Here is a 13,049-nt window from a genome sequence, read left to right on the forward strand (position 1 = left end):
AAGGCGCAGCCGCCACCGGGCAGTAACATCAGGCACTATCCTGCAAACTTCTCGCATACATCCGCCCTTCCGCGGCCAATGCCCGCAGGCTCGGATCCTGCTCGCGGTTGCGGGCAAAGACGATCGCAATCAGCTGCTGCATCTGGTACGGCTGCGCCAGCTTCAGTAGCTGTACCGAATTTTCATACACTTTCTTCATCCTGCCCGGCATCAGCGTAAACCCGACCCCCGCCTGCACCAGACTCAGCATCGAGAAGATATCGTTCACGCGCGTCACAATCTCCGGCTCGAAACCGGCGATATGAAACGCTTCCTGAAACCCGGCGTAAGTGGCGAACCCTTCCGCGAGGGCGACAAACTTCTGATCTTTATAATCACGCAGATCGGCGGGGCCGCTGGTATTCAGCGTGGCAGAGGCCGGTGCGGCAAGGAAAATATCGTCATGGAACAGAGGAAGCACTTCGAGGCTGTTACGGTCGATATCGCTTTCGGAAATAGAGATTAAAATCGCATCCAGCGATCCCTCATCCAGCATATGGAGCAGGGTTTCGTTCGAGCCCATCGTCAGATCCATCTCCAGATCCGGACGGCGCAGCTTCATGCCCATTATCAGGCGCGGCACGGTTTCCAGCGTCAGCGAGTAGAGCGTGCCGACGCGCAACCGTCCCTGGCCGATACCGGCGATCTTGCGCGACTCTTCCAGCCCGCGCTCCATCACCTGCATCACCTCCTGACAATACTCCAGCAGCGTCCACGCGGAGGGGAGGGCAATCAGGTTACGCCCTTTGTGAGCAAAGAGCGGGCAGCGGACGTTCTCTTCGAGGGTATGCAGCGCGCGGTGCACGCTGACACCGCTCAGGCCGAGCGTTTCGGCGGTACGTGCGATATTGCCCTTCTCCATGAACGTCATGAAGATGCTGAGCTTACGGAATGTAATCTCGCTCGTGGTATCGAAGCCCATAACCCTCCCGGCGTGTTAGTCGGCTTGCAGCATCGCTTCCAGCTGTTCCTGCGCGTCCAGCCATGCCATTTCGCACTCTTCGAGGCTGGATTTGGCTTTCGCCTGAGTTTGCAGACAGTCCGTCAGCTCCGCTTTGCGGCTCTGATCGTACAGTTCGCTGTCGCCCAGCTTCTCTTCGACGGCAGCAAGCGTGGCGTTGAGCTTTTCCATCTCTTTTTCAAGACGGGCAATCTCTTTACGCAACGGCTGCGTCTGGGTGCGCAGTTCCGCTTCACGGCGCTTCTGGTCTTTACGCGCCTGGGCGCTGTTGGCGTTGTCTTTCGCTGACTCTTCCGGCTGGTTTTCCTGCTTCTGCACGTCCGTCAGCCACTGCTGGTAATCTTCCAGATCGCCGTCGAACGGCTCCACTTTGCCGCCGTGCACCAGGTAGAGATCGTCGGTGGTGGAGCGGATCAGGTGGCGGTCGTGCGATACGACAACCAGCGCTCCTTCGAACTCGATCAGCGCTTCGGTCAGCGCCTGGCGCATGTCGAGATCGAGGTGGTTGGTCGGTTCATCAAGCAGCAGCAGGTTTGGACGCTGCCAGACGATCAGCGCCAGCACCAGACGGGCCTTTTCGCCGCCGGAGAAACGCGCTGTATTTTCCGTCACCTTATCGCCCTGGAAGCCAAAGCCGCCGAGGTAGTCGCGCAGTTTCTGCTCCATCTCCTGCGGCGCCAGGCGCGCCAGGTGCTGGATCGGCGATTCATCCGCGCGTAAAAATTCCAGCTGATGCTGGGCGAAGTAGCCTAGCTTGATGCCCTTCGCCAGCCCGATTTCGCCGCTGACCGGGTTAAGCTCGCCCGCCAGCAGTTTGATCAGCGTCGATTTACCGGCACCGTTGCGCCCCAGCAGACCAATGCGTGAACCTGGCACCAGGTTGAGCTTGATAGAGTCGAGGATAATGCGATCGCCATAGCCCGCGCTGACCTTCTCCATCTTCAGCAGCGGGTTAGGCAGGCTTTCAGGCTCGCGGAAGCTGAAGTGGAACGGGTTATCCACGTGCGCCGGGGCGATCATCTCCATGCGTTCCAGCATCTTGATGCGGCTCTGCGCCTGCTTGGCTTTTGACGCCTTGGCCTTGAAGCGATCCACAAAGCTTTGCAGGTGCGCCACGCGCTGCTGCTGGCTTTCATACATCGCCTGCTGCTGGGCTAGGCGCGTCGCGCGCTGGCGCTCGAAAGAGCTGTAGTTGCCGGTGTATTCGAACATGCTTTGCTGTTCGATATGAATGATTTTATCCACCACCGGATCGAGGAAGTCGCGATCGTGGGAGATCAGAATCAGAGTGCCCTGATAGCTCTTGAGCCACTTCTCCAGCCAAATAACCGCATCAAGATCGAGGTGGTTGGTTGGTTCATCGAGCAGCAAAAGGTCGGAGCGGCAGATCAGCGCCTGCGCCAGGTTAAGGCGCATACGCCAGCCGCCGGAGAAATCGCTCACCGGGCGTTCAAGCTGTTCGTTGCTGAAGCCCAGACCGTGCAGCAGGCTGGAGGCACGGGAGCGAATGGTCCAGGCATCGATGGCGTCCAGCTTGCCGTGGACGGTGGCGATGGCGTGGCCGTCGTTACGTTCGTTGGCGGCGTTGAGCTCCGCTTCGAGCTTGCGGTATTCACGATCGCCGTCGATAACATAGTCGAGCGCGGGTTCGCTCAGCGCGGGCGTCTCCTGGTTCACCCAGGCGAGCTGCCAGTTGCCCGGGAAGGTAAAGTTACCGCCATCCGCGCTTATCTCGTTTTTCAGCAGCGCCAGCAGGGTGGATTTACCGCAGCCGTTTTTGCCGACCAGCCCCACTTTCTGGCCCGGGTTGATGGTAGCAGTCGCGTTATCCAGCAGGACGCGCACGCCGCGACGAATTTGTAACGAGGAGAAAACTATCATAGAAGCGCCGTATGTTCCGACTATGTTAATTTGTCATTATGATAATGTAAGGTGTGGGCCATTTTCCCCACCGGGCCGCCATGGTAGCCCAAAACGACAACAATACACAAAAACAGAACCGGGAGGGGAGTGATGTCTCAGACAGCGAAAGTGCTGCTGCTGTATGCCCATCCGGAATCACAGGACTCGGTGGCGAACCGGGTGCTGCTTAAGCCGGCCACACAGCTCAGTAACGTAACGGTGCACGATCTCTACGCGCACTATCCTGATTTTTTTATCGATATTCCTTACGAGCAGGAACTGCTGCGTCAGCACGACGTGATTGTGTTCCAGCATCCGCTTTATACCTACAGCTGTCCGGCGTTGCTGAAAGAGTGGCTGGACCGCGTGCTGAGCCGGGGCTTCTCCAGCGGGGTGGGGGGCAACCAGCTGGCGGGAAAGTACTGGCGGAGTGTCATTACCACCGGTGAGCCGGAAAGCGCTTACCGTCACGACGGGCTGAACCGTTACCCCATGAGCGACATTCTGCGGCCGTTTGAGCTGACGGCGGCGATGTGCCGTATGCACTGGATGAGCCCGATTATTATCTACTGGGCACGGCGACAGGATCCGAAAGCACTGGCGAGCCATGCCAGGGCCTATGGCGAATGGCTGGCGTCACCGATTCCGGCGGGAGGACGCTAATGGACGGTTCGAATTTACTCCTTGCCGGGGTGCTGTTTCTGTTTGCCGCCGTCGTCGCGGTCCCGCTTGCTGCGCGTCTCGGCATTGGCGCGGTGCTGGGCTATTTGCTGGCAGGGATCGCCATTGGCCCCTGGGGGCTTGGATTTATCAGCGATGTGGATGAAATTCTCCACTTCTCCGAGCTGGGCGTGGTCTTCCTGATGTTTATCATCGGGCTGGAGCTGAACCCCGCCAAGCTGTGGCAACTGCGGCAATCTATTTTTGGCGTCGGGGCGGCGCAGGTGTTACTCAGCGCGGCCATTCTCGCGGGACTGCTGATGTTGACGCAGTTTTCCTGGCAGGCCGCGGTGATTGGCGGGATCGGTCTTGCGATGTCGTCGACGGCGATGGCGCTTCAGCTGATGCGCGACAAAGGGATGAACCGCAACGAGGCGGGGCAGTTGGGTTTTTCGGTGCTGCTGTTCCAGGATTTAGCGGTGATCCCGGCGCTGGCGCTGGTGCCGCTACTGGCGGGCTCCGGAGACGATCATTTCGACTGGATGAAGATCTCCATGAAGGTGCTGGCCTTCGCGGGGATGCTGATCGGCGGACGGTTTTTACTGCGTCCGGTATTCCGGTTTATTGCCGCATCCGGCGTGCGCGAGGTATTCACCGCCGCAACGCTGCTGCTGGTGCTTGGCTCAGCGCTGTTTATGGATGCGCTGGGGCTGTCGATGGCGCTTGGGACGTTTATCGCCGGGGTGCTGCTTGCGGAAAGCGAGTACCGCCACGAGCTGGAGACCGCCATCGATCCGTTTAAGGGGCTGCTGTTAGGGTTGTTCTTTATCTCGGTGGGTATGGCGCTTAATCTTGGCGTGCTCTATACCCATCTGCTGTGGGTTATTGCGAGTGTCGCCGTGCTGGTGGCGGTCAAAACGCTGGTGCTGTATCTCCTCGCGAGGATTTACGGGCTGCGCAGCTCGGAAAGAATGCAGTTTTCCAGCGTGTTAAGCCAGGGTGGAGAATTTGCGTTTGTGCTGTTTTCCACGGCGTCGTCTCAGAAGCTGTTCAAAGATGACCAGATGGCGCTGCTGCTGGTGACGGTTACGCTGTCGATGATGACCACGCCACTGCTGATGAAGCTGGTGGACAAACTGCTGTCGCGCCGCCTGAATCCCGCAGACGATGAAGACGAAGCGCCGTGGGTGGAAGATGATAAACCGCAGGTGATCGTCGTGGGCTTTGGTCGCTTCGGACAGGTGATTGGTCGCCTGTTGATGGCGAATAAAATGCGCATTACGGTGCTGGAGCGCGATATCAGCGCCGTCAACCTGATGCGCAAATATGGTTATAAGGTGTACTACGGCGATGCGACGCAGCTTGAGCTGTTGCGCTCGGCGGGGGCAGAGGCTGCGGAGTCCATCGTCATCACCTGCAACGATCCGGAAGATACGATGAAGCTGGTGGAGCTGTGCCAGCAGCATTTCCCGCATCTGCATATTCTGGCGCGTGCGCGTGGACGTGTGGAGGCTCACGAACTTTTGCAGGCGGGTGTGAAACACTTCTCCCGCGAAACCTTCTCCAGCGCGCTGGAGCTGGGACGCAAGGCGCTGGTTTCGCTGGGTATGCATCCTCACCAGGCGCAACGCGCCCAGATGCATTTCCGCCGGCTGGATATGCGAATGCTGCGTGAACTGATGCCCGTGCACAGCGACACGGCGCAGATCTCCCGCGTGCGGGAAGCGCGTCGCGAACTGGAGGAGATCTTCCAGCGTGAGATGCAACAGGAACGACGCCAGCTCGACGGCTGGGATGAATTTGAATAAAGGGTAACGAAAGATGGCTGTACGTAAACGCTTTATCGCGGGCGCAAAATGCCCATCCTGCCAGGCGCAAGATACGCTGGCCATGTGGCGTGAAAATAATATCGATATCGTTGAATGTGTTAAGTGCGGTCACCAGATGCGTGAGGCCGATAAAGAAGCCCGCGATCACGTTCGCAAAGAAGAGCAAGTGATCGGCATTTTTCATCCAGACTAGCGATATGCTCTGAGTTTTTTTAAGCTTAAGGGTACACGGGTGCAGATTTCCGCTACAATCTGCGCCAGCAATTTTCCCACGCTCAGGAGATATCATGAAAGTAGCAAAAGACCTGGTGGTCAGCCTGGCCTATCAGGTACGTACAGAAGACGGTGTGTTGGTTGATGAGTCTCCGGTGAGTGCGCCGCTGGACTACCTGCATGGTCACGGTTCCCTGATTTCCGGCCTGGAAACGGCGCTGGAAGGCCATGAAGTTGGCGACAAATTCGACGTTGCTGTAGGCGCGAACGACGCTTACGGTCAGTATGATGACAACCTGGTTCAGCGCGTTCCTAAAGACGTATTCATGGGCGTTGACGAGTTGCAGGTTGGCATGCGCTTCCTGGCGGAAACTGACCAGGGTCCGGTTCCGGTTGAAATCACTGAAGTGGAAGACGACCACGTTGTGGTTGACGGCAACCACATGCTGGCGGGTCAGAACCTGAAGTTCAACGTAGAAGTTGTTGCGATCCGTGAAGCGACCGAAGAAGAGCTGGCTCATGGCCACGTTCACGGTGCGCACGGTCACGATCATGACCACGATCACGGCCACGATGGCTGCTGTGGTGGTCACGGCCACGACCATGGTCATGACCACGGCCACGGTAAAGGTGGTTGCGGTAACGGCGGCTGCGGTTGCCACTGATTCCGTACTCCGGAAAATAAAAAAGCGGGATAATCCCGCTTTTTTTTACGCCTCAATAATGAGGTGGTGGCGTCTCTTCTGACTGAGAGGCAATGTTTGACGGCTGCGTGGCCTTCAGCTTTTCCGTCAGCAGGCGCATGTGATCGCGCAGTTTTGCCATTTCAAGCTCATGGGCCGTCACGGTCTGATTCAGTTCTTCGATGGTGATGTCCTGAAAAGCCAGGCGGCTTTCCAGCTCAGCCAGTCTCGCTTCGATCGTTGTATCCTTCATCATTCACCTCGTTTATCTCTCATTCGCCATAATGGACCAGCGGCGGCGAAGTTTAGCTGACTTTTTCCTTAAGTACAGTATCCATCTCCCTGACAAGAAACTTATTTAAACAAAAATAGTCTGAAAAGAAGCGACATTCGGGGGAGTCTGTCTGTAGATTTCTTCCACAACGTTTTATAGTACGTCACTCATTTACGTTTAACACTGGGGTGAGAGACCTCAGGTCCTGGAGATATGGATGAAATCACTGTTTAAAGTTACGCTGCTGGCGACCACTATGGCTGTAGCGCTCAATGCGCCGCTGTCTTTCGCTGCTGATACTGCTGCGAAGCCTGCTGCGACTACAGACAGCAAAGCGGCATTCAAAAATGACGACCAGAAATCCGCCTACGCACTTGGCGCGTCTCTGGGTCGTTACATGGAAAACTCTCTGAAAGAACAAGAGAAACTGGGCATCAAACTGGACAAAAATCAGCTGATCGCAGGGGTTCAGGATGCGTTCGCAGACAAGAGCAAACTGTCTGACCAGGAAATCGAGCAGACTCTGCAAGCGTTTGAAGCGCGCGTGAAAGGCGCCGCTCAGACTAAGATGGAAGCAGACGCTAAAGATAACGAAGCGAAAGGCAAAGCCTACCGCGACAAGTTCGCTAAAGAGAAAGGCGTTAAAACCTCTTCTACTGGCCTGATCTATAAAGTTGAGAAAGAAGGTACCGGCGACGCGCCTAAAGACAGCGACACCGTTGTGGTGAACTACAAAGGTACGCTGATCGACGGTAAAGAGTTCGATAACTCTTATACCCGCGGTGAGCCTCTCTCCTTCCGTCTGGATGGTGTGATCCCGGGCTGGACCGAAGGCCTGAAGAACATCAAGAAAGGCGGTAAAATCAAGCTGGTCATCCCACCGGATCTGGCTTACGGCAAAACCGGCGTTCCGGGTATCCCGGCTAACTCCACGTTGGTATTTGATGTAGAACTGCTGGACATCAAACCGGCGCCGAAAGCGGATGCGAAAACAGACGCACCGGCTGACGACAAAGCCGCAGCAGCTAAGAAGTAATCCTGAAAAAAACCGCCGCCTTTACAGGCGGCGGTTTTTTTATTGTGGGGCAGATATAATTAACACTGGAAAGCGTTATACACGCTGTATTAATTTAGTTGTCCGTGTAGATAATGAGCCTGCCCTGAAAACCTAACGACAGGCTCCTGAAAAGGAGTGTTTTTTTCATGTCCAGGTCGCTTTTAACCAACGAAACCAGTGAACTTGATTTGCTGGATCAACGTCCATTTGACCAGACCGACTTCGATATTCTGAAATCCTACGAAGCGGTAGTGGACGGGTTAGCGATGCTCATTGGTTCCCACTGCGAAATCGTATTGCATTCCCTGCAAGATCTTAAGTGTTCCGCTATCCGCATTGCGAATGGTGAGCACACTGGCCGTAAAATTGGTTCGCCAATCACCGACCTTGCATTGCGTATGTTGCATGACATGACCGGCGCGGACAGCAGCGTCTCAAAATGCTATTTCACCCGCGCCAAAAGTGGCGTGCTGATGAAATCAGAAACGATCGCGATTCGAAATCGCGAACACCGGGTAATCGGTTTGCTGTGCATCAACATGAACCTTGATGTGCCATTCTCGCAAATCATGAGCACCTTCATCCCGCCAGAAACGCCGGACGTGGGCTCATCGGTGAACTTTGCTTCTTCGGTTGAGGATCTCGTGACCCAGACGCTGGAGTTCACCATTGAAGAGGTGAATGCCGATCGCAACGTATCCAACAACGCCAAGAATCGTCAGATCGTCCTGAACCTCTATGAGAAAGGGATTTTTGATATCAAAGATGCCATCAACCAGGTGGCCGATCGCCTGAATATCTCCAAACACACGGTTTACCTCTATATTCGCCAGTTCAAAAGCGGCGACTTCCTGGGACAAGACAAGTAATGCGTTTTGCGTTAATGGTGACGGGCCCGGCGTACGGTACCCAGCAGGCCAGCAGCGCGCTACAGTTTGCCCATGCGCTGCTTGATGCCGGTCATGAACTGGCAAGCGTCTTCTTTTATCGCGAAGGCGTATATAACGCGAACCAGTTTACGTCTCCGGCGAGCGATGAGTTTGACCTCGTGCGCGCCTGGCAAAAATTAAACGAAACGCAGGGCGTCGACCTGCATATCTGCGTCGCGGCGGCACTGCGTCGCGGCGTGACGGATGCGACCGAAGCCGAGCGCCTTGGTCTGGCGGGGGCTAACCTGCAACCGGGCTTTTCGCTCAGCGGACTAGGTGCCCTGGCACAGGCGGCGTTGACCTGCGACAGAGTGGTGCAATTTTGATGAAGCGCGTAGCGTTTGTTTTTACTTCTGCGCCGCATGGCAGCGCTTCAGGCCGGGAAGGGCTGGATGCATTGCTCGCGACATCGGCTTTAACCGAAGATATCGGCGTCTTCTTTTTAGGCGATGGCGTATTCCAGCTTCTGGCAGGCCAACAACCGCAGGCCATTCTTGCGCGCGACTACATTGCGACCTTCAAAGTTCTGCCGCTCTATGACATTGAAACCTTCTATGTGTGCGCCGACTCGCTGGCCGCGCGTGGGTTAAACGAGAAAACTCCGTTCGTGCTGGACGTGACGATCCTGACATCTGCTGCGCTGCGCGAACAACTCTCTCACTACGATACCGTTCTGACTTTCTGAGGCTGTCATGCTCCATACCCTGAGCCGTTCACCGTGGCAATGCGATATCGACACGTTACTGAGCATGCTGCGCGAAGGTGATGATCTGCTGCTGATTCAGGATGGCGTGCTTGCGGCGCTTGAAGGCAGCCGTTTTGTTGAAATCCTCGCTAATGCCCCCATAACAGTCTCTGCGCTGAAAGAGGATCTGGATGCGCGGGGTCTTTCTGGTCAAATTTCAGCCAAAATTGACGTGGTTGGCTATACTGATTTCGTCAATCTTACTGTGACGCACGCCAGTCAAATGAACTGGTGATTTGAGATCGCTGTATATTTCTTGACACCTTTTCGACGTAGCCCTAAAATTTCGCGTCCTCATATTGTATGAGGTCGTTTTATTACGTGTTTACGAAGCAAAAGCTAAAACCAGGAGCTATTTAATGGCAACAGTTAACCAGCTGGTACGCAAACCACGTGCACGCAAAGTTGCAAAAAGCAACGTGCCTGCGCTGGAAGCCTGCCCGCAGAAACGTGGCGTATGTACTCGTGTATATACCACCACTCCTAAAAAACCAAACTCCGCACTGCGTAAAGTATGCCGTGTGCGTTTGACTAACGGTTTCGAAGTGACTTCCTACATCGGTGGTGAAGGTCACAACCTTCAGGAGCACTCCGTGATCCTGATCCGTGGCGGTCGTGTTAAAGACCTTCCGGGTGTTCGTTACCACACCGTTCGTGGTGCGCTGGACTGCTCAGGTGTTAAAGACCGTAAGCAGGCTCGCTCCAAGTACGGCGTGAAGCGTCCTAAGGCTTAATGGTTCTCCGTTAAGTAAGGCCAAACTGATTTATCTTAATGTCAAACTAAACTCGTAGAGTTTTGGACAATCCTGAATTAACAACGGAGTAATCCCATGCCACGTCGTCGCGTCATTGGTCAGCGTAAAATTCTTCCAGATCCGAAATTCGGATCAGAACTGCTGGCAAAATTTGTAAATATCCTGATGGTAGATGGTAAAAAATCTACCGCAGAAGCAATCGTATACAGCGCGCTGGAGACCCTGGCTCAGCGTTCTGGTAAAAATGAACTGGAAGCCTTCGAAGTCGCTCTCGACAACGTGCGCCCGACTGTAGAAGTTAAGTCTCGCCGCGTTGGTGGTTCTACTTATCAGGTTCCAGTTGAAGTTCGTCCGGTTCGTCGTAATGCTCTGGCAATGCGTTGGATCGTTGAAGCTGCTCGTAAACGCGGTGATAAATCCATGGCTCTGCGTCTGGCGAACGAACTTTCTGATGCTGCGGAAAACAAAGGTACCGCAGTTAAGAAACGTGAAGACGTTCACCGTATGGCAGAAGCCAACAAGGCGTTCGCACACTACCGTTGGTAATCCCTTCGGAGTCGTAGTCACCAGGCGGGCGCTTCAGAGAAGCCGCCCGCTCTGGGTAACTTAACTGAACGCCTAAAGATATAAACGAGGAATCAAATGGCTCGTACAACACCCATCGCACGCTACCGTAACATCGGTATCAGTGCGCACATCGACGCCGGTAAAACCACTACTACCGAACGTATTCTGTTCTACACCGGTGTAAACCATAAAATCGGTGAAGTTCATGACGGCGCAGCCACCATGGACTGGATGGAACAGGAGCAGGAGCGTGGTATTACTATCACCTCCGCAGCGACTACTGCATTCTGGTCAGGTATGGCTAAGCAGTACGAACCGCATCGCGTAAACATCATCGACACCCCAGGGCACGTTGACTTCACCATCGAAGTAGAACGTTCCATGCGTGTTCTTGACGGCGCGGTAATGGTTTATTGCGCAGTTGGTGGTGTTCAGCCACAGTCTGAAACCGTATGGCGTCAGGCAAACAAATATAAAGTTCCACGCATCGCGTTCGTTAACAAAATGGACCGTATGGGTGCTAACTTCCTGAAAGTTGTTGGCCAGATCAAAACCCGTCTGGGCGCGAACCCTGTTCCGCTTCAGCTGGCAATTGGTGCTGAAGAAGGTTTCACCGGCGTTATCGACCTGGTGAAAATGAAAGCCATCAACTGGAACGAAGCAGATGCGGGCGTTACCTTCGAATACGAAGATATCCCGGCAGAGATGCAGGACCTGGCTGACGAATGGCACCAGAACCTGATCGAATCCGCAGCAGAAGCTTCTGAAGAGCTGATGGAGAAATACCTGGGTGGTGAAGAACTGTCTGAGCAAGAGATCAAATCTGCTCTGCGTCAGCGCGTTCTGAACAACGAAATCATCCTGGTAACCTGTGGTTCTGCGTTCAAGAACAAAGGTGTTCAGGCGATGCTGGATGCGGTAGTTGACTACCTGCCATCCCCGGTTGACGTTCCTGCGATCAACGGCATCCTGGACGACGGTAAAGATACTCCGGCTGAGCGTCACGCAAGTGATGACGAGCCGTTCTCTGCACTGGCGTTCAAAATTGCTACCGACCCATTCGTGGGTAACCTGACCTTCTTCCGCGTTTACTCTGGTGTGGTTAACTCCGGTGACACCATCCTGAACTCCGTGAAAGCGGCGCGTGAACGTTTTGGCCGTATCGTACAGATGCACGCTAACAAACGTGAAGAGATCAAAGAAGTTCGTGCGGGCGACATCGCTGCTGCTATCGGTCTGAAAGACGTGACCACTGGTGACACCCTGTGTGACCCGGATCACCCGATCATTCTGGAGCGTATGGAATTCCCTGAGCCGGTAATCTCCATCGCAGTTGAACCAAAAACCAAAGCTGACCAGGAAAAAATGGGTCTGGCTCTGGGCCGTCTGGCGAAAGAAGACCCATCATTCCGCGTATGGACTGATGAAGAATCTAACCAGACCATCATCGCTGGTATGGGTGAACTGCACCTGGACATCATCGTTGACCGTATGAAGCGTGAATTCAACGTTGAAGCGAACGTGGGTAAACCTCAGGTTGCTTACCGCGAAGCGATTCGCGCGAAAGTTACCGATGTTGAAGGTAAACACGCTAAGCAGTCTGGTGGTCGCGGTCAGTACGGTCACGTTGTGATCGACATGTACCCACTGGAGCCGGGCTCTAACCCTAAAGGTTACGAGTTCATCAACGACATCAAAGGTGGTGTAATTCCTGGCGAATACATCCCTGCCGTTGATAAAGGCATCCAGGAGCAGCTGAAAGCTGGTCCTCTGGCTGGTTACCCGGTTGTAGACATGGGTGTTCGTCTGCACTTCGGTTCTTACCACGACGTTGACTCCTCTGAACTGGCGTTTAAACTGGCTGCGTCTATTGCCTTTAAAGAAGGCTTTAAGAAAGCAAAACCAGTTCTGCTTGAGCCGATCATGAAGGTTGAAGTAGAAACTCCTGAAGAGAACACCGGTGACGTTATCGGTGACTTGAGCCGTCGTCGCGGTATGCTGCGTGGTCAGGAATCCGAAGTAACTGGCGTTAAGATCCACGCTGAAGTTCCGCTGTCTGAAATGTTCGGATATGCAACTCAGCTGCGTTCTCTGACCAAAGGTCGTGCATCATACACTATGGAATTCCTGAAGTATGATGATGCGCCGAACAACGTTGCTCAGGCCGTTATCGAAGCCCGTGGTAAGTAATCCACAGGATTAAAACCTAAGTCCCGTGCTCTCTCCGAAGGGGAGAGCACTATAGTAAGGAATATAGCCGTGTCTAAAGAAAAATTTGAACGTACAAAACCGCACGTCAACGTTGGTACTATCGGCCACGTTGACCATGGTAAAACTACCCTGACTGCTGCAATCACCACCGTACTGGCTAAAACCTACGGCGGTGCTGCTCGTGCTTTCGACCAGATCGATAACGCACCAGAAGAAAAAGCTCG

The 13,049-nt window shown here is 54.4% G+C and carries 16 protein-coding genes; 13 read left to right on the forward strand and 3 right to left on the reverse strand.

Going from position 1 to position 13,049, the window contains the following annotated elements; all coding sequences use genetic code 11:
• Positions 1-28: 28 nt before the first annotated feature.
• Together H2Z33_RS10215 and H2Z33_RS10220 are read right to left on the reverse strand one after the other, a co-directional pair.
• Positions 29-961 (reverse strand): LysR substrate-binding domain-containing protein, encoded by a 933-nt coding sequence (locus tag H2Z33_RS10215; RefSeq protein WP_017384171.1) that lies wholly within the window; start codon positions 959-961, stop codon positions 29-31.
• A 15-nt stretch (positions 962-976) separates the two neighbouring features.
• Positions 977-2,881 carry an ABC transporter ATP-binding protein gene (locus H2Z33_RS10220; protein ID WP_063135379.1) on the reverse strand — a complete coding sequence of 635 codons (1,905 nt, stop codon included), beginning with the start codon at positions 2,879-2,881 and terminating at the stop codon, positions 977-979.
• 132 nt (positions 2,882-3,013) lie between these two features.
• On the opposite strand from H2Z33_RS10220, the gene kefG reads away from it, so the two are divergent.
• From kefG to slyD, 4 genes are all read left to right on the forward strand, one after another.
• Positions 3,014-3,565 carry a glutathione-regulated potassium-efflux system ancillary protein KefG gene (kefG, locus tag H2Z33_RS10225; protein ID WP_003861686.1) on the forward strand — a complete coding sequence of 184 codons (552 nt, stop codon included), beginning with the start codon at positions 3,014-3,016 and terminating at the stop codon, positions 3,563-3,565.
• Positions 3,565-5,370 (forward strand): glutathione-regulated potassium-efflux system protein KefB, encoded by a 1,806-nt coding sequence (gene kefB, locus H2Z33_RS10230; RefSeq protein WP_032103994.1) that lies wholly within the window; start codon positions 3,565-3,567, stop codon positions 5,368-5,370. The genes kefG and kefB overlap by 1 nt, the downstream gene beginning before the upstream one ends.
• Positions 5,371-5,383: 13 nt before the next feature.
• Positions 5,384-5,584 (forward strand): YheV family putative zinc ribbon protein, encoded by a 201-nt coding sequence (locus H2Z33_RS10235; protein WP_003861689.1) that lies wholly within the window; start codon positions 5,384-5,386, stop codon positions 5,582-5,584.
• 94 nt (positions 5,585-5,678) lie between these two features.
• Positions 5,679-6,269, forward strand: coding sequence for a peptidylprolyl isomerase (gene slyD, locus H2Z33_RS10240; protein WP_003861691.1), 591 nt, complete (start codon positions 5,679-5,681; stop codon positions 6,267-6,269).
• 52 nt (positions 6,270-6,321) lie between these two features.
• On the opposite strand, the gene H2Z33_RS10245 is transcribed toward slyD, so the two are convergent.
• A complete protein-coding gene (locus tag H2Z33_RS10245) occupies positions 6,322-6,540 on the reverse strand; it encodes a protein SlyX (protein ID WP_003861693.1) in 219 nt (72 codons plus the stop codon).
• Between the two features lie 238 nt (positions 6,541-6,778).
• On the opposite strand from H2Z33_RS10245, the gene fkpA reads away from it, so the two are divergent.
• The 9 genes from fkpA to H2Z33_RS23580 all read left to right on the forward strand — a co-directional run.
• Positions 6,779-7,597 carry an FKBP-type peptidyl-prolyl cis-trans isomerase gene (gene fkpA, locus H2Z33_RS10250; RefSeq protein ID WP_003861695.1) on the forward strand — a complete coding sequence of 273 codons (819 nt, stop codon included), beginning with the start codon at positions 6,779-6,781 and terminating at the stop codon, positions 7,595-7,597.
• Positions 7,598-7,764: 167 nt separating this feature from the next.
• On the forward strand, positions 7,765-8,487 hold the full coding sequence (locus tag H2Z33_RS10255; RefSeq protein WP_003861697.1) for a transcriptional regulator: 723 nt from the start codon (positions 7,765-7,767) through the stop codon (positions 8,485-8,487).
• Positions 8,487-8,873 carry a sulfurtransferase complex subunit TusD gene (gene tusD / locus H2Z33_RS10260; RefSeq protein ID WP_003861699.1) on the forward strand — a complete coding sequence of 129 codons (387 nt, stop codon included), beginning with the start codon at positions 8,487-8,489 and terminating at the stop codon, positions 8,871-8,873. The genes H2Z33_RS10255 and tusD overlap by 1 nt, the downstream gene beginning before the upstream one ends.
• Complete coding sequence (tusC, locus tag H2Z33_RS10265) at positions 8,873-9,232, forward strand: sulfurtransferase complex subunit TusC (RefSeq protein WP_003861700.1); 360 nt, start codon at positions 8,873-8,875, stop codon at positions 9,230-9,232. Before tusD ends, tusC begins: the two co-directional genes overlap by 1 nt.
• A 7-nt stretch (positions 9,233-9,239) precedes the next feature.
• A complete protein-coding gene (gene tusB / locus H2Z33_RS10270) occupies positions 9,240-9,527 on the forward strand; it encodes a sulfurtransferase complex subunit TusB (protein ID WP_015571409.1) in 288 nt (95 codons plus the stop codon).
• Between the two features lie 124 nt (positions 9,528-9,651).
• Entirely contained in the window at positions 9,652-10,026 is a 375-nt protein-coding gene (gene rpsL, locus H2Z33_RS10275; protein WP_000246815.1) for a 30S ribosomal protein S12, read from the forward strand.
• Between the two features lie 96 nt (positions 10,027-10,122).
• Positions 10,123-10,593, forward strand: a complete 471-nt coding sequence (gene rpsG / locus H2Z33_RS10280; RefSeq protein ID WP_003861706.1) for a 30S ribosomal protein S7 — start codon at positions 10,123-10,125, stop codon at positions 10,591-10,593.
• Between the two features lie 96 nt (positions 10,594-10,689).
• Entirely contained in the window at positions 10,690-12,804 is a 2,115-nt protein-coding gene (fusA, locus tag H2Z33_RS10285) for an elongation factor G (protein WP_006812195.1), read from the forward strand.
• Positions 12,805-12,873: 69 nt separating this feature from the next.
• The coding region (locus H2Z33_RS23580) for a GTP-binding protein (protein ID WP_000031655.1) at positions 12,874-13,049 on the forward strand (176 nt) is incomplete at its 3' end.

Origin of the sequence: Enterobacter sp. YSU (genome assembly GCF_016082135.1) — a bacterium.
Classification (GTDB): domain Bacteria; phylum Pseudomonadota; class Gammaproteobacteria; order Enterobacterales; family Enterobacteriaceae; genus Enterobacter; species Enterobacter hormaechei_C.